This is a genomic window from Stenotrophomonas beteli, assembly GCF_001431665.1.
Lineage (GTDB): Bacteria > Pseudomonadota > Gammaproteobacteria > Xanthomonadales > Xanthomonadaceae > Stenotrophomonas > Stenotrophomonas beteli.
In genome coordinates, this window is record NZ_LLXV01000055.1 from 254,157 (window position 1) to 277,841 (window position 23,685).

A 23,685-nucleotide genomic window follows, 5' to 3' on the forward strand; every position below is an offset into this window, starting at 1 on the left:
AAGGACCCAAGCGCCCCGGCTGACTGCCGCATTCCTGTCGAGCATGAAGTTGAGGACGCGTATGACATCATGGCGCTGGACGTACGCGTCCCCGGGTGCCACCACTACAACGCGCTGGATCGCGCCGATGCTGACGGCAGGGTATGCAGCCGCACCCAGGCGCTCGACTATTTCCGATTCGCCGGCAGTCCGTCATTCTTTCTTTACGATCTGAAAACAGATAGCTTCAATCGCTATTGGGACTCGGATTGAGTGGCCGCTGGAACGCTGCCAAGGGTAGCGCCGACGTCCGTCATGAGGGCGCAGTTTTATGCGAGGCGAGCAGCGCGGCCACAGGCATCTTCGCGGCAAGCGGCTGCGCAACACGGAGAGTGAAGACAATGATCAAGGTGACCGGTGACCGCAAGAAGGACCACACGCGATGAAACTGCCGGCCCGCTTCTGGGTGCATCTTTTCAGCCATCTGGGGTTCGTCGCAATCATGGCCGCGCTCTTGGCCGACTGGGTTGGGGTGTTCTTCGAAGCTCTTGTCAGCCAATCCCATGCCCCCGCCGACGTCGCCCGGGTGGGTGATGTCGGAACGGTGTTCGGGTTCTGCGTGCTCGCCCTGTTGCTGTTGGGGGCGCTGAGCATCCCGGGTGAACTGTCGGGGCTGGTCAGGCCGTACGACCGCAAGGCGCCCTATCGGCAGGAGGCGCAGGTGATGCATCGGAAGGTGCTGCTGATCACCATCGCGGTACTGTCCTGGGCGGCACTGGCGTCGGTGTTCTTCATCGGATCGTTGCTGCGTTCCGGCTAGGCATGCCTGCCGCAAGATCACGGGCAGGCCCCTTCAGCAGGAGCCTGCCCATGACCGGGCGTGATCAATTCAATTCGTAGTGCTCTTCGATTTCGGCGAACAGCTGAGCAGCCTCCTCTTCGGCGCGCTTGTTCTCATCGGCTGCAAGGGGCTCCAGCTCGATTCCGTCGTCTCCCCCTACATACGCTGGCCCGCCGACATCGTCGTCGTACGGCCTACCGAATTCGTTGATCGCTTCAAATCGATCCTGGCTCAGGTCTCGACCCAGCATGCGCGAAAGATGCATCCAGACCCAAGCGCGGAACGGCGATTCGTCGCGATCCTCAATAAGCGTACGCATGGCAGCTACGTCTCCCGATCGCGCGCGTATGGCCAGCCACTGATAGGCCAGCTCGGGTCGACCATTCGCATCGGCCAAGTCAGCCATTTCATACGGATCCATGTCATCCGACGGCTCAAGCTCGAGCACACCGGGATCTCCGTAGCGCTCCGCCGTGAGCAACAGGGCACGCCTGTCCTTGCCCCGTGCAGCCTCAAGGAGGTGGTACCGATGCTTGGCCACTATCCGAGTGAAGCTGTCTATACCTTCGGCGATCTCCGCGAAACTCACGGGCTCGGTCGACCACTGGCCACGGCGACGCAGCTCACGACCGAAACGGTGGCCGTCTTCTTCTGGCAGATCGCCATACGCATCGAGCACGTACGCCGTTGCCAAGTGCGCTGCGGCAACGCCCCGCGCCGCGGCCGCCTCCAATCCCTCGAGCAGCAGAGGGAGCTCGCCACGCAACGCATCAAAGTCTTGCTGCATGCGGCTGATCAGGATGGTCGAGATCCACGTGTCGACGACAGGCGACTCCCTCTCGTCAATCTCCATCCACTCGCCTTCATCGCTCGCCAGCGCCGCAATGATCTCGTCAAAACGCACCGGCGCGTAGCCGGATGCCTCGAGGAAGTTGGCCAAGCACGGGGCTACGCGCTTTGCCTCCTCGGGTGAGATCCCAAACTGCAGACATCGCTGGATGATCCTGCCTCCATCCACCACGAGCCCGGTATCGCGCCAAGCGACGTCGCACCATGTGGCCTGGTGATGGAATGCGGCATGAGTAGAAAAGCCAGCGGCTGCCGCCAGCAGTTCGTGAATCTGGCTACGGGTTAGCGACGTGGAGCCCTGCGCCCGAAGGTGCGCATGGACCTGAAACGCATATTGCTTGATGTTCATGACTCGTCCTCGGCGGCCAAGCCGATCCGGGTCTGGTGCACACGTTTAATTCCCCGGCAGCTGGCCAGAAGTAGAGTCGATCATGGGATACGGCCTGTTTTTGCTCGTGTGCAAGCAGGGCGGGCGCCGAAGCTAGCGTATGCCCTCTGCTACCGGGATTACAAGGGGGGGGGGACTTCCTCGTCGGTCCTGCGCCCGACATTCTGTGATGTCCGTGAATCTCGAACAGGGCCGGGCAGCGAAACCCGATTCTTAACCAAGGCGGGGGCCAGCCAGCGAGCAACAGGTTTCCAGCTGTTGGCGGCCAGGCACTCGGTGCCGGATGGTCAGTGCTGCCGTCAACCCAAGATGGGCGTCCAGACTATTGCCCGTGCGAGGTTTGAATGGTCATTGAGCGGGACGCTGGGTCCGGCAATACGCTGGCTTGTTGGTTGCACTCAGTCGCCCTAAGATCGAGCATCATCGAGGCGAAAGCCCTCACGCGATGCTCTGAGGGTAGTCTGCATGACTGGACCTACGGGTCCACCTAAATGATGATTGGTCCTAATTGGAGAGCAGAAATTGTCTGAACTATTGGAACGCTCCATCGGTGTATTGACCTCCACTGTCAATGTTGCAACAGGTATCACCCACCCGCTGGATGAGGCCCGTGCCAAGGAGCTGTTCAAGGCACTCCATGCGGAAGGAGTACCGTTAACCCATGCAACTGTAGAGGCTCTTGCCTCGGCCAATGGCTGGCCCGAACGTCATGCCAGATCTCTTGCCGAGCTGGCAGAACGAATTGGCAATGGTGGCCGGGTCGTTATCAAGCATCCCCGTGACTGGGGGGAGCCAACTGTCGAGAGACTCAAGGCCGAAATTGCATCGGGCAAAGCCTGACAGTTCATTCAAGCCGAGGCCGTTTCACGGCCCGGCTTTACTTCGGCCTTGCGCCTCATTGGAGGACATGTGGCGAGCTTCGAGTTCACGGCAAACCGATCGTTTCTGCACGCTTCTGGCCATCCAATCACCATCCCAAAGAGTCAGCTTGCCCATGATGAATTGCTCCGCCTCGAACTCGATCACAAGCTGGTCTTAGTCACGCTCCCGCATGGGGAGCGGTATGAGGCCGAGATCTATCATGGCACTGCCGGATTTGGTGAGTATTCCCAGATCCGCCTCATTGGTGTCGGTCGCAGCCTCCCAAGCTACCTTAAGCTCAATGATCGGCTGATTGTCCTGCTGGAGAAGGCTGCCGGCCGTAGCTATGTAACGCTGGAGTATCGGGGGTGAGCCTGGCAGTCCTTTCAAGTCGGGCCCATTTCGTGGAGCGGATTGACCTGGGCTTTGAGACTGTCCGTTCCTCTGCCAAGAGTGGACGTAGTCCGGTGCCGGAGGGGCACCTTAGCTCCACTTGCTGCCCCCAACGAAAGGCGGACACGTCCACGCAACAGATTCACGAGCTCCACATTTGGTGTCAGCAATACAATTCGCTTGTCAGCCACGCCCGCAATCGCTAAGCGCGGGCTCGTTCAAAGCCATCCCATCGAACAAAAGCTGGCTCATCGCGAAGCGTGGGGTCCGAAGCCAAGATTCTGTCTAACACGACTCTCAACTCTTCGAAGGACCAGAACTGACCATTTGGTGAAAGAAATGCATCCATAAGCCTCAACGCAAGCCGCGGGTGCGCGTCCACATGTCCTGAGGCCGCCAGCTCACCGAGTACGAAGTCGCTATTGTCTGGGCGTATGAACTTCTCCACTGTCGCTACGGCGTCCTCGAATGCATCGCTCGTTGCAAGCGCCATCTCTACCCACGGACGGGCTTCTGCAGTGCTCTTGATCTTTGGGTCACGGGGCCAGAACCTCAGTATCCAAGGCTTTACCTTCTCAGTCCAAACCGCGTCCGGACCAACTTCTCGGCCTTCCGCTCGTCGAAGCGCACCCACGATCCAGTGCAGCATGCCCGCACGGGTCTCAGGATCCATCCGGCTGATAGCATTCTGTGTAGCCTGGCGGGGTAAATCGTCAAGTCCGATGTAGAGCCCAGCGGCAGCCAAAGCCTGGGCCAGAGAGCCAACGGTCCTACCCAGTTGACTGATCCGATCCTCTTGGAAGCAGGCAAGGAAGTCCGTCCTGATCTCGTTCCATAGCAATGGATCGAGGTGAGGTTGCCAACCAAATCCCTGCCAAGCTGCGAGAGCTTCGGTTTCGTCACGGTCCCACATGAAGTTGGGTAGAAGATGCAAGCGCGTGAGATCGGGATCAATCGCAAAGATATAGGAAAGACGCGAGGCAAAGACGATGCGGGCAGGACGGTGGCGTGCCTCCCCGGTCCCGAGTAGATTGAAAAATCGCTCAGTCAGATCCGCTGGGATACCTCCACCGACTACCTGACGCCGGGCGAACAAAGCGTTGAGAAAGGCAAGTGTCAGGTTGCCCATTGATGTGTTGATGGCGACAGCGACCCAGTCGTGATCTTCTGGATGGCGCGAATTGGCATCGTCCTGAGCGACACCTGGCAACACAGCGTCAAATGCCCGCCAAAAGTCTTCCTGCGACATTTCGGAAAACTGCGCGGAGGAAGCCGCCGACTCCAATAAATATGCGGCGGCCGCAGAAACACTGGGATCACGTGCCACCTGGTCGTCCATGCCAGCGACCAGGCTAAGCACATCCTCGCCGGATGTTGGGGTCGCAGCCTTAGTGCGAAGCCCCCAGAGCGTCGCCGTCCAGAGTTCGGAGTCGTGCCCGGTTCGCTCCGTCACGCCTCGAAGCACCGCCATCATCCTATCCCAGTCGCTCGCGACCATTTGTCGCCAGTCATCAAGCGCATCTTCCCGCGAACCCGTAATTAGTTCTTCGACAATCTCAGCCGCGGTCATGGACTGCAGTCGTACTTCGTCGTCCACGGAGTCTGGAGTGCGCCAGCCTGACTGGCTGTAGAACGGGAAGTGGGCCTGATCGCCTGGAGCGACATCCCACTGAGGATAGATGTTGCGCAAGCGTGCAAGCTCCGCTTCCAGCGCGGCATGTGGCCGTTCAGGGTCTGAGCGTTGCATGATCCGCAATTGCTCGAATACGCGCCGCGCGCAGAGCTGATCTCTATCAGCCTGGGACAGATGGTCGTACATCCATGTCGGTGGGCCACCCACGATCCGCATTATCAAGGTAGTACGATCCTCTTCTTCCAAGCGGGGCCATAACGCGACCAAGAGGTCATAGACCTCCTTCCTTGCCGAGGGCTCCCAAAGTGCAGGTGCACTAGCCATTGAGGAGATGCTCCATCTTTTCGTGCCAAGTGAATTCAGCGGTGTGGTTAAGCGCAGCAATACCCAGCCTGCGAAGAACGATGATCTCGCTGCTGAGCCACTCGCCGATGAATCGGCGACTCGCGACTGGATCAACCGAGTCAATGTGCTGCCAGCCATGCCAGATCAGCGTGATTATCAGAGTCCAATTCTCGTAGTCGCGGTTCTGCGCGTGCGGAACGATAGAAGGACGGTGAAAGACGGAGATGTCGGTCCCCGCGGGTGCTTTCTCGATAAGGCCGAATAGGTCGCCAGTTCGCCTCAGTAGCACGGTGAGCTCGTTTAGGATAGATGCTGCAAAGACGGCGGAGTCTTTGTGCGCCAGGATTCGTTTAACGAGGTGATCAACCTGGGCATCGCCAGGAATAGTTAACTCCGCGTTGACCACTTCGGACAATCGTGTCCCTCTCGATTTCTCTTCTTCGCCCTCGGAACTCGGATTGAAGTCAGGGCGCGACGACTTGAATGGTTGCGAGAGCGATATGGATGGACGTAGCGCTGCGAGCAGATCGACCTTGAATGCCAAAGCTTCATGTCCTTCGGTGACCGTCTCGGGTACCTTCAACCCGAAGGGGAACAGCCGCCCTAGCGCCAAGGTATCCTCAGAGGGGGATACGATCAGTCTCCAGAGCTTCGACAGTCCGGGCTTTATGTCAGTCGTCTGAGAAAGAGATATCCGAATTTGCTGCACCAGGAACGGGTGCAAGATTCTATGGTTGGCTAGCTTTTGAATCACACGTGACGCTAGGCCGTAGTCGCCAATGAGCTGTGCGAGCCAGCGCGCCAAATGCTCCGATTGCGGCGGCAGTCGTGCGAGGCGAGCGTCATGCACCCGAGGGAACAGCGGTTCAATGATCAGACTCGGGTAGGGAGGTGGGTAATCGCCCTCGTCTCGCGCCGCTTTTTCCGCTTTCTCGTGGATTGCCAGAATGTCAATCTCACGAAGCTCGAACTCGTCAAACCATTCAATGGGTGGGGGCGTCCTCATGTCTGCGAATACCTTGGCTCCATGGCCTGCGTCACTTGATCGCCCACACACAGCCCAGACGAGGTTCGCGACATCGCTTGGGTTGATGGTGGATGGGCGCTTAGGAGCAGTCCGTGCGATTAGACCGAGCGTGTTCTTGAGGTAGTCTTCCCGAGCATCGGCCCACCCGATGATCGTGTTCCGAAGATGCCGATGATCTTTGGTTTCTCGGTAGAAAATTGGCCTGAGATTACGATGGCCGTAGGGTGTATCGTCCGGATCCCCTCTTCCCTTGTGCGGCACAAAGATATATGCCGGCGAGCGCTTGGACGCCACGCGCGACGATGAGTTCTCGGCGGCAAAGGCATCCGTCATGTAACGAAGCACGGGATCGTTAAGGCTGTATCCAATGAAGAGCACAGTGAAGTCGCTAAAGAGCCTAGCGACGAATCTTGCAGCCCATGCATCGGTCAAATAGGAGCGCCCGAAATCAGCACTCGTCATGACAAGATGCTCGTTGGCACCCGCTTCGTCCAGTCGCCCATGCAAGTAGACCACGCTGCGCCAGGTTACTGCCTTGTCGTTGCGCGGGATTGGTAGGATGGGCCCAGAGTGAAGGTCCTTGCCGAACTTCCATGTGGTGCTTGCTTGCTCAAACAATGTATCGAAGTTCGTCGTAACGAGCCGAACACCAGCTTCGCCACGCAGCTTCGCGAGTCGAAGAATGGCTTTGTGCATGTCTAGCGAAGTTGGCGCCGCAGAAAGACATCTGCGGACAGCGTCTCGTACCTGCGCTCTTCCGAACTTGCCCTCGAGACTCCCCAGCATACGATCGGGCCAGAGCCAATCTGATGCCTTCGTTGGAGGGAGGGTCTCGGCAAGGTCCTCATAGCAGTACTTGACCAAGCCTACATAGCTCGGGAGCCCAGCCCCCATTGAGATGCCCGCACCACAGAAGATCACTACACGATCATCCTCAAGCGACTGAACCAGCTCATCTGGAACGACGGGACCTCCTTTGACGAACTTGGGCATATCAGCCTCCTGAGGCGTTGATGCCCATACTAAGCCGATAGTCGGGCTCTCGGGCCACAGAGTTCTTGGCGTTCAGATACCACTTTGCGGGTTGGCCTAAATGGATGTAGTGGGGGGCGGCGGCAGCTATCCGCCGAGAACGGTGCCTTAGAGCTTGGCAGATCGGCCAGCAGTGCATAGGTTTGCTTTCGGCCCAGGACGGTACTGGCGGAAGCAGATGGGGAGCTACTTCTTAAGATGGAAGACTGTTTCGATCTCAAGGATCAGGGTCTGGCGTTAGTGCCTGAGCTTGCGCGATCGCAACCGGAGTGCGAGAAGTAGTACTCCGATCTTGTCGAGCGGCCTGACGGATCATTGATCGCAGCTTTGGCCAAGCTCAGGCTCGTCTATTCTCGACTCGTTGGATACAAGTTAGTTCTGTTCCTGACGGACGTCGATAGAGGTGACTTTCCGTCGGGAAGCGAAGTCTGGAAGATATGACGTCATGCGTGCGCTCCTGGCCGAAAGCCAACATCAACAGAGCGCACGCCACTGAGAACCAGATGACCGTATTCGATCACTCCCTGGTAACCCTCCGGTTCTTCGGGGATGACCTCGTTCCAGCCGCGATCACTGCCTTGCTCGGCGCGAGCCCAACCGCTTCGCATCACAAGAGCCAGCAATTCACAGGCAGCCAACCCGGCACCCTGCGCATTGCCAGCACTGGAAGCTGGCGACTCAGTGCGGCACGGCGTGAGCCTGAGGATCTGGAAGCGCAGATCTTCGAGATCCTCGATCAGCTCACCGGCGATCTCGCTGCATGGCAGTCTCTGGCACCGTTCCGGCCGAACCTGTTCTGTGGCCTTTTCATGGGCAGCGGCAACGATGGTGTCTCGCTCTCGCCGCGTGCGCTGCTCGCCCTGGGGCAGCGCGGCATCGAACTCGGGCTGGACATCTACGATGCCGATGACGAAGAGCCCACGGCCCCGCGCCAAGCGCTCATCAGTTGATGATCTCCCCACTGCCCGAAGCAACAAACGCCTTCAACTGCCGGATGAACTCCGCGTCGTAGAGCTCCCACTCGGTAATCTCCCCCACAATCCGCAGCGGCTGCGCACTTCGGTACGACCGCGTCGGGTTGCCGGGAAACTTCTTGTTGGTCACGTTCGGATCGTCCTCAAACGGACCGGTCGGCTCGACGATGTACACACGCGGCCGCCCTTCACCCCGGGCCATTTCCGCGGCCAGCCCGGCGCCTTTGGCAATCGTGGTGAAGTAGATGTGGTTCATCACCACGCTGTCGCGATAGTTGGACGTGAAGCCCGCGCTCAGCAACTCGCCCAACGGCAGATCGGCGCGGGTGCCGTGATAGAACGGCCCGGCGACCTGGTCGCAGGTGTCATGCGTAACGGGTGTCCATTCGGTGTCCTGTGCCATCGGCACTGCCCCTCACTGTCCTGCCGGATTGACAGGCCGGCGAGTCTAGGGCGCCGCAAGGGCCTTGCGGCAAGGCCCCATACGCGAAATACTCTGTAAGTGGGAGGCGCCGTGCGCCTCCTTTTTTCATTCTGCGGCGCTGCGGCCTTCCAGCTCGCGTACGGCCTTTTCCAGCGCGTCCAGCTTTTCGCGGGTCTTCAGCAGCACGGCGCGCTGCACTTCGAACTCCTCGCGGGTGACCAGGTCGAGCTTGGCCAGGCCTGCCTGCAGCGCGCTCTTGAAGGTGGCCTGCAGTTCCTCGCGCGATTCGCGCAGGCCCGGCGGCACCATGTCGCTGAGGCGACGCGCCAGGTCATCGATTTGGTTCAGGTCGATCATGGTGTGCTCCGTGGGGGTAGGGCCCGTGCATCCTGCGCGGGCAGGGCGTTCAGGCCTAAGGATACTGCCGGCCCCGGGGCTGCGAACAGGCGGCAGGGGTTTCGCACGGGCCGCGTTCAGGCGCTATCCTCCACGCCGGAATACAGGAGATCGACGATGAAGATGGTCATGGCGGTGATCAAGCCGTTCAAGCTCGACGACGTGCGCGAAGCGCTGGCCGAGCGCGGGGTTACCGGGATCACGGTGACGGAAGTGAAGGGCTTCGGTCGCCAGAAGGGCCATACCGAGCTGTACCGGGGGGCGGAATACGTGGTCGATTTCCTGCCCAAGGTGAAGCTGGAAGTGGCGGTGACCGACGACCAGGTGGAGGCTGTGGTCGAAGCCATCGTGAAGGCAGCCGGCACCGGCAAGATCGGCGATGGCAAGGTGTTCGTGTACGATCTGGGCAGCGTGGTGCGTATCCGTACCGGTGAACTGGACGCGGACGCGCTGTAACCCGTTCGGCGGCATGTTGTAGAGCCGAGCCTATGCTCGGCTGCATTTCGCGTGATGCAGGTAGTGCGGTCGAGCAAGCTCGACCCCTACCAAAGCAAAGCATTTACCGGCGCTTGGCCCACGTATAGAACCGCTTCCAGCCCTGGCGCACAGCGGCCACCCAGCCCGGGTCGGCCACCAGTGCGGCTTGTGCGGCACTCGGCGCCTGGCCGGTCACGCGCTGGCGGATCTTCAGCAGGTTCTTCATGTCGCTGCGGCGCATCTGCCGGCTCAGCGGGTTGCGCCGCAGCCAGCGCGGGGCGCGCCAGGCCGAGGTGAAGTCCAGCAGCACCGGTACGCCACCGCTGACCACCACGTTGGTGCCGTGCAGGTCGTTGTGGGTGATGCCGGCGGCGTGCAGGCGGCTGAGCGCGTGCTGCAGCTGCTCGAACACCTCGTTGCCGACGGCCTGTGCCGTGCTCAGGGTCTGGCCGGGGATGAACTCCATGCCCAGCGCCAGCCCGCCCAGGGTACCGAGCAGGGCCGGGGCGTGCTTCCACCCGCCCAGGCGCTGCAGCATGCGCGCCTCGCGGCGCACCATCAGCCGGGCGATCAGCGAGACCGGGGTGCCGCGATAGCGGGAGTAATCCTTGACCACCGCCTCGCGCCCGTCCAGGCAGGTGCGATAGACATCGGGGGCGAGGAAGCGTTCGCCGCGCTTGAGCAGCAGCGGGCCGGCGGCGTCATCGCCGCAGGAGGAGGGGGGCAGGGCAGGAAGATACATGTCGGGGTCTCGGACGACCCGGTGGGTGGCGCAGAGCGTCAAGCGAACCGGTGTTACAGGGAGTTACTAAGCTTTCGTTAATTTTAGTACCCGCCAGTTCGGTATTCCACGATTTGTCGGAGAAATGTCGGGGTCGTGGCTGGAACAGTTCGTCGCGCCTGATCGGACAATTATGTCTCACTTGTCCTGCAGGTCATTGATGATCAATCACTTGCGTCGAATCGCCGGCACCCCGAGGGCGCTGGGCTGAATGCGGCGCACGCCCCGCTTGACCCCGGCGCACGCCCTGCCGACCATAAGCTGTTAATCCGCGACATCGGCGGCCGCCCCCCTTCGGCACGTCCCCGCTCCCTGCCGCGTTCCCCACCGGTGCTGGCCGCCAGGCCGTGCATCGCCCCCCGTTTCCCGTTCCGGCCACGGCTGGAGGAAAGTGCTTTGACCATCAAGATCGTCCTTGCAGTGCTGTTCGTCGCCTGCGTGCTGTACATCCATTTCCGCGGCAAGGTGCGTGCGCGCTGGTCGCGCCAGCTGCTGGACCATTCCAGTTTCATGGCCCCGATCAACGTGATCATGTACCTGTTCTCGAAGGTGCCGACCACGCCGTTCCTGGACCCGGGCAAGGAGCTGCCGCAGCTGGAGCCGCTGCGCCAGAACTGGCAGGTGATCCGCGACGAGGCGCTGGCGCTGCGCGATGCGCAGAAGATCGCCGCCTCCAGCAGCTACAACGATGCCGGCTTCAATTCGTTCTTCCGCCGTGGCTGGAAGCGCTTCTACCTGAAGTGGTACGGCCCGTCGCACCCGTCGGCCAAGGCCATGTGCCCGAAGACCGTGGCGCTGATCGAATCCATTCCCGATGTGCGCGCGGCGATGTTCGCGCAGCTGCCGCCGGGCAGCGAACTGCGCCCGCACCGCGATCCGTTCGCCGGTTCGCTGCGCCTGCACCTGGGCCTGAGCACGCCCAACGACGATGGCTGCTACATCGTGGTGGACGGGGTGAAGAAGAGCTGGCGCGATGGTGAGTGGATGATGTTCGACGAGACCTACATCCACCATGCGCACAACGAGACCGACCAGGACCGCGTGATTCTGTTCTGCGACATCGCCCGCCCGCTGCGCTTCGGCCTGCCGGGGCTGTTCAACCGCGCGGTGGCGGCCACGCTGCTGGCCGGTGGCGCCTCGCCGAACCTGCCGGGTGACCCGACCGGTGGCGTCAACAAGGCCTTCGGTGGCCTGTACAAGGTGCGCCTGAAGGCCAAGGCGCTGCGCGAGCGCAGCGTGGTGGCCTACCAGGTGATCAAGTGGGGCCTGGTGGTGGCGGTGATTGCCGGTATCTGGGCGCTGTGACTGTAGAGCCGAGCCTATGCTCGGCTTGATTTATCGCAACCTGTCCGAAGAGCAGCCGAGCATGGGCTCGGCTCTACAGAACGCAGAAACCCGCGCTGCTGCCAGCGCGGGTTTCTTGTTTGGATCAGCCCTTCAGTGCCGCCTGAACGAACGGCGGGGTCACCAGCACGCCGGTATGCAGCGCGGCGGTGTAGTACAGGGTGTTGAAGGTCTTGGCGGCCGAGTCCGCCTGGCGGAAGTCGAAGCCGCTTTCGCCCTTGCGCGCCATGGTCACGCTCCACCAGCCGGTGGGGTAGCACGGCTGCGGGAACGGCAGGGTCTTGAACGAACCGAAGCCGGCCTTGCCCATCTCGGCGCGCATTTCGTTGATCAGTTCCAGCTGCATCAGCGGCGACTCGGACTGCTGCACCAGGATGCCGTCGTCCTTCAGGGCCTTGAAGCAGCTCTCGTAGAAGGCCTTGTTGAACAGGCCTTCGCCGGGGCCGACCGGGTCGGTCGAATCGACGATCACCACGTCCACGCTGCCGGCCGGGCAGTTGGCCATGTAGGCCACGCCGTCGTCGAACAGCAGCTCGGCGCGGGCGTCGTCGTTGGAGTCGCACAGTTCCGGGAAGTGCTTGCGCGCCATCACCGTCACCTGCTCGTCGATATCGCACTGGGTCACGCTCTCCACGCCGCTGTGCTTGAGCACTTCGCGCAGGGTGCCGCAGTCGCCGCCACCGATGATCACCACGCGCTTGGGTGCGGCGTGGGTGAACAGCACCGGGTGGCTGATCATCTCGTGGTAGAAGAAGTTGTCCTTGCTGGTCAGCATGATGGCCCCGTCGATGGTCATCAGGTTGCCCCAGTCGGTGGTCTGGAAGATTTCGATCTTCTGGAACGGCGACTGCACCTCGTCCAGCTTGCCGGTGATGCGGTAGCCGATGGCCGAGCCGGTGCGCTCGAAGTGTTCGATGTACCAGTTGTTGCTGTCAGTCATGGAAGTACGGTCCTGTTCGGAGGGGGTAAAGCCGGGCTGGCGGGCGGGGCCGCGTGGCACAGATGCCACATCCGGACGGATCGGCCCGTTCAGGTTCAGACCTGCCACGGGCGCGGGCGCGCATGATAACGAACCTGTGGGCATATAGGCGTTATCATGCCCCCCCTTTTATTTGCCACAAGGCCGACTGCAATGACCGATTGGTCCCTCGACCAAGCCCGCAAGACCTACTCGATCCCGCATTGGGCGGATGGTTATTTCGATGTGGATCAGGCTGGGCACATGGTGGTGAGACCGACCGGGGCCGATGGCCCGGTGGTGTCGCTGCCCAAGGTGGTGGACGCCGCGCGCGCGGCCGGTGCCAAGCTGCCGCTGCTGGTGCGCTTCCCGGACATCCTCGGCCAGCGCCTGGGCAAGCTGCAGGCGGCCTTCGCCCAGGCCCAGCAGGACTGGGACTACAGCGGCGGCTACACCGCGGTCTACCCGATCAAGGTGAACCAGCACCGCGGCGTGGCCGGCACCCTGGCCAGCCACCATGGTGAGGGCTTCGGCCTGGAGGCGGGCAGCAAGCCCGAGCTGATGGCGGTGCTGGCGCTGTCGCGCCCCGGTGGCCTGATTGTCTGCAACGGTTACAAGGACCGCGAGTACATCCGCCTGGCCCTGATCGGCCGCAAGCTGGGCCTGCAGACCTTCATCGTCATCGAGAAGCCGTCCGAGCTGAAGCTGGTGCTGGAGGAATCCAAGGCACTGGACGTGAAGCCGGGCCTGGGCGTGCGCATGCGCCTGGCCTCGCTGGGCGCCGGCAAGTGGCAGAACAGCGGTGGCGACAAGGCCAAGTTCGGCCTGTCCCCGCGCCAGCTGCTGGACCTGTGGAAGTCGCTGCGCGATACCGAGTACGCCGACTGCCTGAGCCTGCTGCACTTCCACATGGGCTCGCAGATTTCCAACGTGCGCGACATCGCCAACGGCATGCGCGAAGCCACCCGCTATTTCGTCGAGCTGTCACAGCTGGGCGCGAAGATCACCCACGTCGATGTGGGTGGCGGCCTGGGCGTGGACTATGAAGGCACCCGTTCGCGCAGCTTCTGCTCGATCAACTACGGCCTGCATTCCTATGCCAGCAACATCGTGCAGCCGCTGGCCAACGCCTGCGAAGAACATGGCCTGACCCCGCCGCGTATCGTCACCGAGTGCGGCCGCGCGATGACCGCGCACCACGCGGTGCTGATCGCCAATGTCTCTGAAGTGGAGCAGGCGCAGGAAGGCCGCGTGCCGGACCAGCACGACGACGAGCCGGCGGCGATCCGTCACCTGCGCGAGATCCATGAGGAACTGGACGTGCGCCCGGCGGTGGAACTGTTCCAGGAAGCGCAGCACTTCCACGCCGAAGGCCTGGCCAGCTACGCGCTGGGCCAGATCGACCTGCCGCAGCGTGCGCGCATCGACGATCTGTTCTATGCCATCGCCCACGGCGTGCGCGCGCGCCTGAGCTATGACGAGAAGAGCCATCGCCCGGCGCTGGATGAGCTGAACGAGCGCCTGGTCGACAAGTACTTCGTCAACTTCAGCGTGTTCGAGTCGATTCCCGATGCGTGGGCGATCGACCAGGTGTTCCCGATCGTGCCGATCGAGCGCCTGAACGAAACGCCGGACCGTCGCGGCATCATCGCCGACATGACCTGCGATTCGGACGGCATGGTCAAGACCTACGTCGAGAACGAGAGCCTGGACAGCTCGTTGCCGCTGCACGCGATCAAGCACGGTGAAAGCTACCGCATCGGTTTCTTCATGGTCGGCGCCTACCAGGAAATCCTGGGCGACATCCACAACCTGTTCGGCGATACCGACGCGGTGGAAGTGCTGGCCGATGCCGATGGCTACGCGATCACCCAGCAGCGCCGTGGCGATACCACCGACGTGATGCTGGACTACGTGGGGTACAAGCTGGACGACCTGCGTGCGGCCTATGCCCAGCGCGTGGCGGCGGCCGGCCTTTCGCCGCAACGGGCGCAGGAACTGTCGCAGGCGCTGGAAGCGGGCCTGACCGGTTATACCTACCTGTCCGACGAACCGCTGGTCTGATCTCCAAGGGAACGCCGGGCCTGGCCCGGCGCTACCGCTGCCATGAGCGCACGCGCGATCTTCCACCTGTTCCTGCATGCCGCCGTGCCAGCCCTGTTGGCATGGCTGTTCTGGCGCAAGCGTTTCGCCTCGGCGTGGTTGTTGATGCTGCTGGGCTGGATCATCGACCTGGACCATCTGCTGGCCGACCCGATCTACGCGCCGAACCGCTGCAGCATCGGTTTCCACCCACTGCATACCGCGCCAGCCATCGCGGTCTACGCGGGCCTGTGCGTGCCGAAGAAGACGCGGCTGGTGGGTATCGGTCTGATCATCCACATCGTGCTGGACGCGATCGACTGCTGGTGGATGCACCACCGCTGAGCCGGGCACCGGCTCGGCGCTACAGGAATATGCGCCGCGTTGATGCCCTGTGTAGAGCCGAGCCCACGCTCGGCTGCTGTTCTGGCCGCGCCCGGCGATCACCCCGCCAGCGGCAGTTCCAGCCGCGCGCGCAGCCCCGGGTTCTCGTTCGACAGCCGCAGTGAACCGCCATGGCTGGCGGCGATCTCGGCCGCAATCGCCAGGCCCAGGCCGCTGCCTTCCACGCGTTCGTCCAGGCGCACGCCACGTTGCAGCACGCTTTCCAGCTTCGCCTTGTCCAGCCCGGGGCCGTCGTCGCGCACTTCGATATGCAGGCGATCCTGCTGGGCCAGCGCGCGCAGGCGCACCTCGCTGCGCGCCCACTTGCCGGCGTTGTCCAGCAGGTTGCCCAGCATTTCTTCCAGATCGGTGCTGGCGCCGGCAAAGGTGAGGCCCGGGGCAACATCCATGTGGAAGCGGATGTGGCGCCCGGCATGCACGCGGGTCATCAGCCGGCACAAGGCCTCGGCGGCCGGGGCCACCTCGCTGCGCTGCCGATGGTCCACCGCCAGCCCGGCGGCCAGATAGCGGTCGATGCTGGCACGCATGCGTGCGCTCTGCTCGTGCAGGGTGCGCCGCCAGTCGCGGCCTTCTCCCTGGGCCTCGGCCGCCAGCACGCTCAACGGCGTCTTCAGTGCATGCGCCAGGTCTTCGGCACTGCTGCGCGCGCGCGCGACCATGCGCTGGTGGTGATCGAGCAGGGCATCAAGCTCATCGGCCAGCGGCACGATCTCGCGGTCCAGCCGGTCACGGTCGATGCGTTCGGCCTCGCCGCGGCGGATGCGCTCGAGTTGCTGGCCCAGCCCGCGCAGCGGGCGCAGGCCGAACTGGATCTGGCTGGCCAGCACCGCTAGCCACGCGGCCACCAGCACGCCCAGGGCGATGAAGCTGCGCTGGCGGAAGGTGGCGACGTCGGCGTCCAGGGCGCTGCGGTCGTTGGCGACCACGGCGACGAACGGCGCCTGTGCGCGCGGCAGGCGTACCTGCTGCACCCTGGCCCGCAGCGACTGCTGCATCGGCCCGGGCAGGTTGCGTTCTGCCGCGCCATCGGCAGCGGCGGCCAGCGTCTGGTCCCACAGCGAGCGTGACTGCAGCAGCACCCGCCCGCCGGCATCGGCGATCTGCCAGTAGGCGCCGGAGAACACCCGCTGGAAGCGCGCGTCGTTCGGTTCCTGGCGCAGCTGCAGCTGGCCGTCGGCGGACACTTCCATCTGCGCCACCAGGGTCAGCATGTCCTGCTGCAGTTCGTGGTCGAGGCGGTCGCGCGCGCTTCGCTTGAACAGTTCGCCCAGCAGGGCGCTGGCCAGCACCGAGACCAGGATCAGGCCGAGGCCGCCGGCCAGCAGCAGGCGGCGCCGCAGTGAGGGTTGCCGGGTCATGGCGCGGCCAGCCGCCAGCCCTGGCCACGCACGGTCTGGATCAGCTCGGCGCCGAGCTTGCGGCGCACCCGCCCCAGCAGGACATCCAGCGCGTTGGAATCCGGATCCAGGCCACCCTCGAAGACCTGCTCGCCCAACCGGTCGCGGCCGATCACCTGGCCGGCGTGGTGGATGAAATAGCTGAGCAGGCGGAATTCCTGCGGGCTGAGTGCCAACGGCTGGCCGTCCAGCTCGAAGCGCCCGCCGTTGACGTCCAGCTGCAACGGGCCGCAGTGCAGGCGCGGGCTGGCGTGGCCGTGGCTGCGGCGGATCAGCGCGCGCAGGCGCAGCACCAGCTCGTCGGCCTGGAAGGGTTTGGTGAGGTAGTCGTCGGCGCCGGCATCGAAGCCGGCCAGTTTGTCGTGCCAGCGCCCGCGCGCGGTCAGCACCAGCACCGGGAAGTGGCGTCCGTTGCCGCGCCAGCGCTCGATCACGCTCAGCCCATCGAGCCCAGGCAGGCCGAGATCGACGATGGCCGCCTGCAGTTCCTCGATCTGGCCGATCTCCTCGGCCTGGCGCCCGTCGGGCGCTGTCGCCACCACATAGCCGGCCTGTTCCAGCAACGGCACCAGCCGTTGCACCAGCGCGGCATCGTCCTCGACCAGCAGGATACGCATCAGTCGTCCAGCTCCGTCTTCAGCAGCTTTCCATTGCGCGCATCATAGTCCAGCTCCACCACCACGCCGTCACCACGCAGGATCTCCACCTCGTAGACGCCGTCGTCCAGCTCCACTTCCAGCAGCTGCCCGGGGTAGCGCCGCAGAGCATCGCGGACCACGCCTTCCAGCGGCACGTAGCGGCCCTCCTGCACCGCGCGGCGTGCGACCTGCTGGGCAGGGTCCTGCATGGGCGCGACCGCGACCAGGGGGCCAGAGAGGGCCAGCAGCAAGGGCAGGGTGGAGAGCATCGCGCACGCCGGAAGAGAAGGGGAACGGGCGCGAGTGTGCCGATGGCGACTAACCGTTGGCTAACAGCCGTGGCTAGGGCGCTGTTAACCCGGGCGGGCATCGTGGCGTTGCCGGGATGGTCCGGCCACGAACAGGAGAACCCCATGTTGAAGTCGCTCACCCTGGCCACCGTTGCCGCCCTGCTGCTCGCGCCGGCCGTGCAGGCCGCGCCGCTGGGCCTGGCCCAGGCCGAACAGGCCCTGCGCAAGGCCGGCTACACCCAGATCCACGAGATTGAACGCGAAGATGGCCTGTGGGAGGCCGACGTGAGCCGCGCCGATGGCCGCTTCAGCGAGGTCTATGTGGATCCGAAAAGCGGCGAGATTTTCGATGAGCACAGCGGCCGCGCGCTGCTGACTACCGAGCAGGTGCTGGCACGGGCGCAGTCGCATGGCCTGCGCGAGATCCATTCGCTGGAACGCGATGGTGCGACCTGGTCGCTGGAAGCCCGCAATGCCCGCAACCAGAAGGTAGAGGTGCGCCTGAGCGGCTACGACGGCCGCATCCTGCACAGCGAGCGCGATGGCTGGCTGGATTGACGTTGGCCTCTGTAGAGCCGAGCCCATGCTCGGCTTTGCGGCCAACCGTAGCCGAGCATGGGCTTGGCTCTACAGGGGCTGGCTTACCAGCCGTACGGCGGCGGGTAATCCCAGCCCGGACCACGGCCGTAGTAGCCGCCATAGGGGCCGAAGAAGCCCGGGCCCTTGCCTTCACTGACGTGGATGTTGAGGTTGACCCCGTGGGTCTTGCCTTCATCGGTGGTGTAGTTCTTGCTCAGGTTCAGCGTGGCCGCGTTGTAGTGGCTGTTGCCGCCGCCCTTGGAATAGCCGATGCCGGTAGTGAAGCTGCCGGACACCTTGACCTTGTCGTCGGTCACGTCGGCGATCTTCGCATCGTCGTGCACGCGCGGGCCGCTCTTGTCGCCGTAATAGGTACCGGGCGGATCCTGCTGCACGGACGGATCGTTGAGGTAGCGCATCGGCGCCTGCGGCAGGGTCAGGTCCAGGCCGGCGGCCTGCGGCGCGGTGGCGCCAGCGGCGGACTGGGCCAGCACGGTTCCCGGCAGGGCCAGGCACAGCAGCAGGGTCAGGGGGCGGATCATGACGGCGCTCCAGCGGACAGGTGGCCACGCAATTCGCGGCGGTACAGGCCGACGCTAGCAGGGGTTGCTTGAATGATGCCTGTCGGTGCCCCGTAGCGTCGAGCCATGCTCGATTGCATCTGCCAACAGCAGTCGAGCATGGCTCGACTCTACAAGAGGCGGGCGCTATGGCAACCGGCCGAACCCGAACAGCCCTTCCAGCGCGTGCCTGCGCCGCTCGATCCCGGCCCGCAGCAGCTGCGCGCCGATCATCGAATAGGTAATGCCATTGCCGCCGTAGGCCATGGCGAAATGCACCCGCGGGCCCCATTGCGCGTGCGGGCCGAAGAACGGCAGGCCGTCGGCGGTTTCGGCGAAGGTGCCGGCCCAGGAAAAGGCGGGCACCGGGTCCAGCCGCGGGAACCAGTGCAGGAGCTGATCCATCAGCTTTTCGGCCTTGCGCTGCACGCGCCGGTCGCGCCGGGCGGGGATATCGATGGCGTCGTCCAGCCCACCCACCAGCAGGCGACGGTCGCCGGTGGCGCGCAGGTACAGGTACGGTCGGGCGCTTTCCCAAACCATCGTGTTGCGAAGCCTGCCGAGCACGTCCGCTTCGATGGGATCGGTGATGAAGGCATAGCTGCTGCGGTTGCGCGCGACCCGCTGTTCCAGCCAGCGCTGGTTGGCGTAGCCCATGGCCAGGACCACGTGGCGGGCACGGACCGTGGCGCCGGCCTCGGTCATCGCGGTTACCCCCTGCGCGCCAGGCTTGAGCGTGTGCAGCACGGTGCGGTCATGCACGTGGCCGCCGCGGCGGCGCACTCTGTTGAGCAGGCCGTAGGTCAGACAGTAGGGATCGACCCGGGCGGCCTGGCGGGTCAGCAGGGCGCCGCCGGCATCCACGTCGAAACGCTCGCGAAGCGCTTTGCGGTCCAGCCAGCGGGCGTCCAGCCCAATGCCACGGCGCGCAGCACCTTCGGCCATCAGGCGCGGCACGTCGCGATGGCGGCTGGCCAGGTACAGGCTGTCCATCTGCCGGAAGTCCACGTCCTTCAGCCCGCGTGCCACCTTACCCAGTGCCGGGATCGCATCGGCACAGGCCAGGTAGGCCAGGGCGGCAGCGTCCTGGCCATAGCGCTGGGCCAGTTCCAGCAGGTGGGTATCGATCTCGTACTGCAGCAGCGCGGTGCTCGCGGCCGTGCTGCCCCAGCCGATGTCGCGCTGCTCGATCACGGCCACCTCGTGGCCATGGTGGGACAGCTCGTCGGCGATCAGCGCACCGGTGATGCCGCCACCGACCACCAGCACGTCGCAGCGCAGATCCTGCTCCAGCGGGGGAAAGGCCTGCAGCAGCCCGTTGCGCACTGCCCACCAGGGGTAGCCACTCTTGAGGTCCATGAGCGGGTCAGGCGGTGGGGTGGCCGGTGTGCGGGGTCTGGATCAGTTCGGACAGATCGAAGCCCTGCAGGCGCGCTGCGGCCAGATAATGGTCCTGCACGGTCGCATCCAGGCGCGGCTCGCGCGCCAGCAGCCACAGGTACTTGCGATCGGGACTGCCGACCAGTGAGACGCTGTAGTCCGGGGCGATCTGGATCACCCAGTAGTCGCCCTTGGCGAACGGCAGCCAGCGCAGGCCCTTGGGCAGGAAGCTGACCTCCAGGCGCGCGCTGTCGTTGTCGACGGCACAGGCCTCGCCGGTAGCTTCTTCGATCTCGCCATCCATGCGGCAGCGGTTGGTGACGCCGACATTGCCGTTGTCGAGCAGGGTGTAGTGCGCCGATACGTCGGTGCAGCCTTCCGGCTCGTGGCGCATCGGCAGGCGGGCAATCTCGTACCAGGTGCCCAGGTAGCGCGGCAGCTTGAGGTCGGCAACGGTCTTCAGCGGCGGGTGGTCGGTCATCGGCAGTGGTGGCAGGGGTGGGCCTCCACGATGCCGATGGGCTCGCCATGGGCGGGTGAAGCCGGGGCGATGGCCGCGTCCAGAACGTTGCGTCGCCCCTGCGCAATGCCCGTTGTCATCGGCACGGCGGTATCCTGCCGCCAGCGCCGTGTTTTCCTGATCCAACCGAGGTGGAGGTGCCGATGTACCAGGTGATCCTGTTGAAGAGTGAATCCGCGTTCGCGCGCGAACAGTGGCCGCAGGTCGATGACCTGGTCGATTACGAGGGCGTCAGCTACAGCCTGCGCGCCGGGCCGCGCCAGCCGCTGCCGACCGACCACGACTGGCATCCGGTGGCCGTGTATGCGCCCGATGAGATCACCGAGGAGGAGTTCCAGGACTGGTACGCGCTGCAACAGCCCACGGTGGAAGAGCTGCGCCTGAAGTACTGAGGACTGCCGATGGGGCGGATCGAGCGGCTCGATGCCGCTGTTGCGCATCCGCCCTTTACCGCCGCTGCCGTATAGTCGCGCGCAGGCGCGGTGGTCCGCGCGAACCGGTGTGGCTGGCTTGTCTTCCTTCCTGCAATTGATCCGTAAACGCGGGCCCTGGCTGGCCCTGCTGCTGTGCAGCGTTTTCCTGCTGTCCGCGCCGGTGCTGGCGCAGGATGAGGACCCTACGCCGAAGCAGCAGCTGGCGGACATCGATGCGAGCCTGAAGGACGTCGAGCGCAAGCGTGGCGATGCAGAGGCGATCGAGACGCTGGCGATGCTGTCCGAAAACGCCTCGCAGGCTCGGCGCGATGCCGAAGCGCTGGAGAAGGCGCTGCAGCCGCAGCTGGATCGGATCAGCGAACAGCTGGCGCAGCTGGGCACGCCTGCGGAAGGCACTATTGAACCGCCGGAACTGGCCGCGCAACGACGCACCATCACCAAGCAGCGCGACGGCCTGGCCGCTTCGGTCGCGCAGGCCAAGGCCATTGCCGTGCGCGCGCAGCAGTTGGCCGCCGATATCGAGCAGCAGCGCACCGCGCAACGTACCGAAGAGCTGGGCCAGAAGGTCGCCTCGCCGTTGTCGCCGGCGTTGTGGAGCAAGGTGGCCGAGCGCCTGCCGATCGATATCGCCCGCGTTGCGCCATTGGCCGAGCAGGGGCGCGACACGCTGGCCGCCGGCATCCGCACCCATGGATGGGGCACGCCGCTGCTGGGCCTGCTGGCTGCGCTGGTGATGATGTTCCCGCTGCGGCTGTGGCTGCGCGCGCTGGGGCGGCGGTTTGCCGCGTCCGAGCGCGCCCCTGACGGCCGTCTGCGCCGCTCCGGCCTGGCCATGTGGCTGTTGCTGGTGGGCACGCTGCTGCCGGGTTATGCCGTGGTGGTGCTGATGGCGGCGCTGGATGCCATCGATGCGATCGCGCCGCGGTTGCAGGTGGTGGCGGACGGCCTGGAGACCGCCACCTTCCGCGCGGCCTTCATTGCCGCGCTCAGTGCCTGCATGCTGGTGCCCAAGCGCCCGTCATGGCGGCTGTTGAACCTGGATGACACCGCCGCGCTGAAGCTGCGCAAGTACGCCTGGGGCGCGGCGGCGCTGGCCTGGCTGAGCACGGTGCTGGTCGCGCTCGATCAGGCCACGCGTACCAGCGACGTCACCACCGTGGCGCTGGACGGCCTGATTGCCCTGACCTACCTCGGCCTGATCATGGCCATGCTGGTGACCCTGGCGCGCCTGCACCGCCGGCAGACCGCCGAGGCCGAGGCCAAGCTGGAGGCACAGGCCGACGGCCTCGGCGCGAGTACGCCGGTGCGGCGCAGCAGCTGGCTGGTGCTGGCGCGGGTAGCGGGCAACATCGCAGTGGTGGCGGCCATCATCGCTACCCTGCTGGGCTACCTGAATCTTGCCAAGTTCGTGAACCAGCAGCTGATCGGCGGCAGCATCGTGGTGCTGGCCGCGACCCTGCTGTTCAAGTTCGTCGATGACCTGAGCACCTGGATGCTCAACGCCGACAGCAAGGTCGGCCAGACCATCCTGCTCAGCACCGGCCTGAGTGTGTCGCGGCTGGAGCAGGCCGGCGTACTGCTGTCGGCCGCGCTGCGCACGATTGTGGTGCTGCTGGCACTGCTGGCGCTGGTGGCGCCGTTCGGCAACATCGGTGCGGTGGTCGAGCGCTTCTTTTCGCTGTTCACCTCCGGATTCGATGTCGGTGGCACGAAGCTGGAGCCGGTACGGATCGTGCTGGCGGTGCTGGTGCTGCTGGCCGGCCTGGCGATCACCCAGCTGGTCCAGCGCTGGCTGACCGACACCTACCTGCCCAAGACCGAGCTGGACCTGGGCGCACGCAATTCGGTGAGTACCGTTGCCCGTTACGTGGGCATCATCATCGCGGTGATCTGGGCGCTGTCGGCCATGGGCCTGCAGCTGAGCAAGCTTGCGTTGCTGGTCAGCGCGCTGTCGGTGGGTATTGGTTTCGGCCTGCAGGTGATCACCCAGAACTTCGTCTCCGGCCTGATCCTGCTGGCCGAGCGGCCGGTGAAGATCGGCGATTGGGTGAAGCTGGGCGACCAGGAGGGCGACATCCGCCGCATCAGCCTGCGTTCGACCGAGATCCAGGTGGGCGACAAGTCGACGTTGATCGTGCCCAACTCCGAGCTGGTCACCAAGACCGTGCGCAACATGACGATGGGCAACAACCAGGGCCGCATCCAGATCCAGTTCGCGGTGCCGCCCAGTACCGATGTCGGCTCCCTGCGCGAGGCGCTGCTGGAGGCCTACGGCGCACATACCAACGTGCTGAAACAACCCGCGCCGACGGTCTACATCGACGGCATCGGCGGTGGCCAGATCACCATCAACAGCTTTGCCTACGTGGCCAGCCCGCGACAGGTCTATGCCACCCGCAGCGATCTGTACTTCAGCCTGCTGCAGATCCTGGCCGAGCGGAACATACCGCTGTCGACGCCGACCGACATCCACATCACCCGCGACCCGCAGTAGTGCCGGCCGCTGGCCGGCAACCTCAGAAGCAACAGCAACAGCAACAGTGGGCATTCCGTGGTTTGGCGGGGGGGGGCGGTTGCGGGAGACGCCGTCAACCCCGCTCCGCGGTCCGGCCCAGCCGCTGGCGGCTGTGCGTTCGGGCGCTTGCGAAGCAGTGCTTCGCAAGCACAGCGCCCTCACCCATGGGGGCTTGGCCGCGGC

General features: G+C 64.3%; 25 protein-coding genes. 12 read left to right on the forward strand and 13 right to left on the reverse strand.

Features of this window, described 5'->3' with window-relative positions; all coding sequences use genetic code 11:
• Positions 1-69: 69 nt before the first annotated feature.
• Positions 70-252 carry a hypothetical protein gene (locus tag ARC23_RS15140; protein WP_057497955.1) on the forward strand — a complete coding sequence of 61 codons (183 nt, stop codon included), beginning with the start codon at positions 70-72 and terminating at the stop codon, positions 250-252.
• Positions 253-421: 169 nt separating this feature from the next.
• Positions 422-799 carry a hypothetical protein gene (locus ARC23_RS15145; RefSeq protein ID WP_057497956.1) on the forward strand — a complete coding sequence of 126 codons (378 nt, stop codon included), beginning with the start codon at positions 422-424 and terminating at the stop codon, positions 797-799.
• 64 nt (positions 800-863) lie between these two features.
• Here the strand turns inward: ARC23_RS15145 and ARC23_RS15150 are convergent, their stop codons facing one another.
• Positions 864-2,018 carry a hypothetical protein gene (locus tag ARC23_RS15150; protein ID WP_057497957.1) on the reverse strand — a complete coding sequence of 385 codons (1,155 nt, stop codon included), beginning with the start codon at positions 2,016-2,018 and terminating at the stop codon, positions 864-866.
• A 561-nt stretch (positions 2,019-2,579) separates the two neighbouring features.
• Between ARC23_RS15150 and ARC23_RS20845 the strand changes: the two genes are divergently transcribed.
• Together ARC23_RS20845 and ARC23_RS15155 are read left to right on the forward strand one after the other, a co-directional pair.
• Positions 2,580-2,897 carry a DUF1889 family protein gene (locus ARC23_RS20845; protein ID WP_160321663.1) on the forward strand — a complete coding sequence of 106 codons (318 nt, stop codon included), beginning with the start codon at positions 2,580-2,582 and terminating at the stop codon, positions 2,895-2,897.
• A 69-nt stretch (positions 2,898-2,966) separates the two neighbouring features.
• Positions 2,967-3,290, forward strand: a complete 324-nt coding sequence (locus ARC23_RS15155) for a hypothetical protein (RefSeq protein WP_152985276.1) — start codon at positions 2,967-2,969, stop codon at positions 3,288-3,290.
• Positions 3,291-3,513: 223 nt separating this feature from the next.
• Here the strand turns inward: ARC23_RS15155 and ARC23_RS15160 are convergent, their stop codons facing one another.
• Complete coding sequence (locus ARC23_RS15160; RefSeq protein WP_152985277.1) at positions 3,514-5,130, reverse strand: hypothetical protein; 1,617 nt, start codon at positions 5,128-5,130, stop codon at positions 3,514-3,516.
• 130 nt (positions 5,131-5,260) lie between these two features.
• Positions 5,261-7,309: an SIR2 family protein gene (locus ARC23_RS20540; RefSeq protein WP_080393089.1), complete on the reverse strand. Its 2,049-nt coding sequence runs from the start codon at positions 7,307-7,309 to the stop codon at positions 5,261-5,263.
• A gap of 542 nt (positions 7,310-7,851) precedes the next feature.
• On the opposite strand from ARC23_RS20540, the gene ARC23_RS15170 reads away from it, so the two are divergent.
• The gene (locus ARC23_RS15170) at positions 7,852-8,298 is read left to right on the forward strand and encodes a DUF4279 domain-containing protein (RefSeq protein ID WP_057497988.1); all 447 of its coding nucleotides are present in this window, start codon (positions 7,852-7,854) and stop codon (positions 8,296-8,298) included.
• On the opposite strand, the gene arr is transcribed toward ARC23_RS15170, so the two are convergent.
• Positions 8,291-8,725, reverse strand: a complete 435-nt coding sequence (arr, locus tag ARC23_RS15175) for an NAD(+)--rifampin ADP-ribosyltransferase (RefSeq protein ID WP_057497961.1) — start codon at positions 8,723-8,725, stop codon at positions 8,291-8,293. The two genes, ARC23_RS15170 and arr, sit on opposite strands and share 8 nt — an antisense overlap.
• 126 nt (positions 8,726-8,851) lie before the next feature.
• On the reverse strand, positions 8,852-9,103 hold the full coding sequence (ubiK, locus tag ARC23_RS15180) for a ubiquinone biosynthesis accessory factor UbiK (protein ID WP_057497962.1): 252 nt from the start codon (positions 9,101-9,103) through the stop codon (positions 8,852-8,854).
• A 156-nt stretch (positions 9,104-9,259) separates the two neighbouring features.
• Between ubiK and ARC23_RS15185 the strand changes: the two genes are divergently transcribed.
• The gene (locus ARC23_RS15185; RefSeq protein ID WP_005411374.1) at positions 9,260-9,598 is read left to right on the forward strand and encodes a P-II family nitrogen regulator; all 339 of its coding nucleotides are present in this window, start codon (positions 9,260-9,262) and stop codon (positions 9,596-9,598) included.
• Between the two features lie 103 nt (positions 9,599-9,701).
• On the opposite strand, the gene ARC23_RS15190 is transcribed toward ARC23_RS15185, so the two are convergent.
• Positions 9,702-10,361: an RIO1 family regulatory kinase/ATPase domain-containing protein gene (locus ARC23_RS15190; protein ID WP_057497963.1), complete on the reverse strand. Its 660-nt coding sequence runs from the start codon at positions 10,359-10,361 to the stop codon at positions 9,702-9,704.
• Between the two features lie 435 nt (positions 10,362-10,796).
• Here ARC23_RS15190 and ARC23_RS15195 point away from each other — a divergent pair, with 435 nt between their 5' ends.
• A complete protein-coding gene (locus tag ARC23_RS15195; protein WP_057497964.1) occupies positions 10,797-11,705 on the forward strand; it encodes an aspartyl/asparaginyl beta-hydroxylase domain-containing protein in 909 nt (302 codons plus the stop codon).
• A gap of 124 nt (positions 11,706-11,829) precedes the next feature.
• Here ARC23_RS15195 and speE read toward each other — a convergent pair whose 3' ends face one another.
• Positions 11,830-12,684: a polyamine aminopropyltransferase gene (gene speE, locus ARC23_RS15200; protein WP_057497965.1), complete on the reverse strand. Its 855-nt coding sequence runs from the start codon at positions 12,682-12,684 to the stop codon at positions 11,830-11,832.
• A gap of 192 nt (positions 12,685-12,876) precedes the next feature.
• Between speE and speA the strand changes: the two genes are divergently transcribed.
• Together speA and ARC23_RS15210 are read left to right on the forward strand one after the other, a co-directional pair.
• Entirely contained in the window at positions 12,877-14,766 is a 1,890-nt protein-coding gene (speA, locus tag ARC23_RS15205; protein ID WP_057497966.1) for an arginine decarboxylase, read from the forward strand.
• A gap of 42 nt (positions 14,767-14,808) precedes the next feature.
• The gene (locus ARC23_RS15210; RefSeq protein WP_049417052.1) at positions 14,809-15,129 is read left to right on the forward strand and encodes a DUF6122 family protein; all 321 of its coding nucleotides are present in this window, start codon (positions 14,809-14,811) and stop codon (positions 15,127-15,129) included.
• A 98-nt stretch (positions 15,130-15,227) separates the two neighbouring features.
• On the opposite strand, the gene ARC23_RS15215 is transcribed toward ARC23_RS15210, so the two are convergent.
• From ARC23_RS15215 to ARC23_RS15225, 3 genes are read right to left on the reverse strand one after another with little or no spacing between them, the layout of a single operon-like run.
• Positions 15,228-16,547, reverse strand: a complete 1,320-nt coding sequence (locus ARC23_RS15215; protein ID WP_057497967.1) for an ATP-binding protein — start codon at positions 16,545-16,547, stop codon at positions 15,228-15,230.
• On the reverse strand, positions 16,544-17,203 hold the full coding sequence (locus ARC23_RS15220) for a response regulator transcription factor (protein ID WP_057497968.1): 660 nt from the start codon (positions 17,201-17,203) through the stop codon (positions 16,544-16,546). Before ARC23_RS15220 ends, ARC23_RS15215 begins: the two co-directional genes overlap by 4 nt.
• Positions 17,203-17,493, reverse strand: a complete 291-nt coding sequence (locus tag ARC23_RS15225) for a PepSY domain-containing protein (protein WP_057497969.1) — start codon at positions 17,491-17,493, stop codon at positions 17,203-17,205. Before ARC23_RS15225 ends, ARC23_RS15220 begins: the two co-directional genes overlap by 1 nt.
• A gap of 144 nt (positions 17,494-17,637) precedes the next feature.
• Between ARC23_RS15225 and ARC23_RS15230 the strand changes: the two genes are divergently transcribed.
• On the forward strand, positions 17,638-18,072 hold the full coding sequence (locus tag ARC23_RS15230; RefSeq protein WP_057497970.1) for a PepSY domain-containing protein: 435 nt from the start codon (positions 17,638-17,640) through the stop codon (positions 18,070-18,072).
• Positions 18,073-18,155: 83 nt separating this feature from the next.
• On the opposite strand, the gene ARC23_RS15235 is transcribed toward ARC23_RS15230, so the two are convergent.
• The 3 genes from ARC23_RS15235 to ARC23_RS15245 all read right to left on the reverse strand — a co-directional run bounded on the left by ARC23_RS15235 (position 18,156) and on the right by ARC23_RS15245 (position 20,514).
• Positions 18,156-18,635: a hypothetical protein gene (locus ARC23_RS15235; protein ID WP_057497971.1), complete on the reverse strand. Its 480-nt coding sequence runs from the start codon at positions 18,633-18,635 to the stop codon at positions 18,156-18,158.
• Positions 18,636-18,800: 165 nt separating this feature from the next.
• Positions 18,801-20,012: an NAD(P)/FAD-dependent oxidoreductase gene (locus ARC23_RS15240; RefSeq protein WP_057497972.1), complete on the reverse strand. Its 1,212-nt coding sequence runs from the start codon at positions 20,010-20,012 to the stop codon at positions 18,801-18,803.
• Between the two features lie 7 nt (positions 20,013-20,019).
• Positions 20,020-20,514, reverse strand: coding sequence for a lipocalin family protein (locus ARC23_RS15245; protein WP_053461609.1), 495 nt, complete (start codon positions 20,512-20,514; stop codon positions 20,020-20,022).
• Positions 20,515-20,696: 182 nt separating this feature from the next.
• Between ARC23_RS15245 and ARC23_RS15250 the strand changes: the two genes are divergently transcribed.
• On the forward strand, positions 20,697-20,945 hold the full coding sequence (locus ARC23_RS15250) for a hypothetical protein (protein WP_006474562.1): 249 nt from the start codon (positions 20,697-20,699) through the stop codon (positions 20,943-20,945).
• A 109-nt stretch (positions 20,946-21,054) separates the two neighbouring features.
• Positions 21,055-23,481, forward strand: a complete 2,427-nt coding sequence (locus ARC23_RS15255) for a DUF3772 domain-containing protein (protein ID WP_057497973.1) — start codon at positions 21,055-21,057, stop codon at positions 23,479-23,481.
• The last annotated feature ends 204 nt before the right edge of the window (positions 23,482-23,685 follow it).

Bases quoted from the DNA above. Each gene is read 5' to 3' on its own strand.
- ARC23_RS15230 (WP_057497970.1), top strand. From the start codon at position 17,638: ATGTTGAAGTCGCTCACCCTGGCCACCGTTGCCGCCCTGCTGCTCGCG.
- ARC23_RS15160 (WP_152985277.1), bottom strand. From the start codon at position 5,130: ATGTACGACCATCTGTCCCAGGCTGATAGAGATCAGCTCTGCGCGCGG.
- ARC23_RS15170 (WP_057497988.1), top strand. From the start codon at position 7,852: ATGACCGTATTCGATCACTCCCTGGTAACCCTCCGGTTCTTCGGGGAT.
- ARC23_RS15225 (WP_057497969.1), bottom strand. From the start codon at position 17,493: ATGCTCTCCACCCTGCCCTTGCTGCTGGCCCTCTCTGGCCCCCTGGTC.
- ARC23_RS15215 (WP_057497967.1), bottom strand. From the start codon at position 16,547: ATGACCCGGCAACCCTCACTGCGGCGCCGCCTGCTGCTGGCCGGCGGC.
- ARC23_RS15240 (WP_057497972.1), bottom strand. From the start codon at position 20,012: ATGGACCTCAAGAGTGGCTACCCCTGGTGGGCAGTGCGCAACGGGCTG.
- ARC23_RS15220 (WP_057497968.1), bottom strand. From the start codon at position 17,203: ATGCGTATCCTGCTGGTCGAGGACGATGCCGCGCTGGTGCAACGGCTG.
- ARC23_RS15210 (WP_049417052.1), top strand. From the start codon at position 14,809: ATGAGCGCACGCGCGATCTTCCACCTGTTCCTGCATGCCGCCGTGCCA.
- ARC23_RS15235 (WP_057497971.1), bottom strand. From the start codon at position 18,635: ATGATCCGCCCCCTGACCCTGCTGCTGTGCCTGGCCCTGCCGGGAACC.
- ARC23_RS15140 (WP_057497955.1), top strand. From the start codon at position 70: ATGGCGCTGGACGTACGCGTCCCCGGGTGCCACCACTACAACGCGCTG.
- ARC23_RS15250 (WP_006474562.1), top strand. From the start codon at position 20,697: ATGTACCAGGTGATCCTGTTGAAGAGTGAATCCGCGTTCGCGCGCGAA.
- ARC23_RS15185 (WP_005411374.1), top strand. From the start codon at position 9,260: ATGAAGATGGTCATGGCGGTGATCAAGCCGTTCAAGCTCGACGACGTG.
- speE (WP_057497965.1), bottom strand. From the start codon at position 12,684: ATGACTGACAGCAACAACTGGTACATCGAACACTTCGAGCGCACCGGC.
- ARC23_RS15150 (WP_057497957.1), bottom strand. From the start codon at position 2,018: ATGAACATCAAGCAATATGCGTTTCAGGTCCATGCGCACCTTCGGGCG.
- speA (WP_057497966.1), top strand. From the start codon at position 12,877: ATGACCGATTGGTCCCTCGACCAAGCCCGCAAGACCTACTCGATCCCG.
- ARC23_RS15245 (WP_053461609.1), bottom strand. From the start codon at position 20,514: ATGACCGACCACCCGCCGCTGAAGACCGTTGCCGACCTCAAGCTGCCG.
- ubiK (WP_057497962.1), bottom strand. From the start codon at position 9,103: ATGATCGACCTGAACCAAATCGATGACCTGGCGCGTCGCCTCAGCGAC.
- arr (WP_057497961.1), bottom strand. From the start codon at position 8,725: ATGGCACAGGACACCGAATGGACACCCGTTACGCATGACACCTGCGAC.
- ARC23_RS15190 (WP_057497963.1), bottom strand. From the start codon at position 10,361: ATGTATCTTCCTGCCCTGCCCCCCTCCTCCTGCGGCGATGACGCCGCC.
- ARC23_RS15145 (WP_057497956.1), top strand. From the start codon at position 422: ATGAAACTGCCGGCCCGCTTCTGGGTGCATCTTTTCAGCCATCTGGGG.
- ARC23_RS20540 (WP_080393089.1), bottom strand. From the start codon at position 7,309: ATGCCCAAGTTCGTCAAAGGAGGTCCCGTCGTTCCAGATGAGCTGGTT.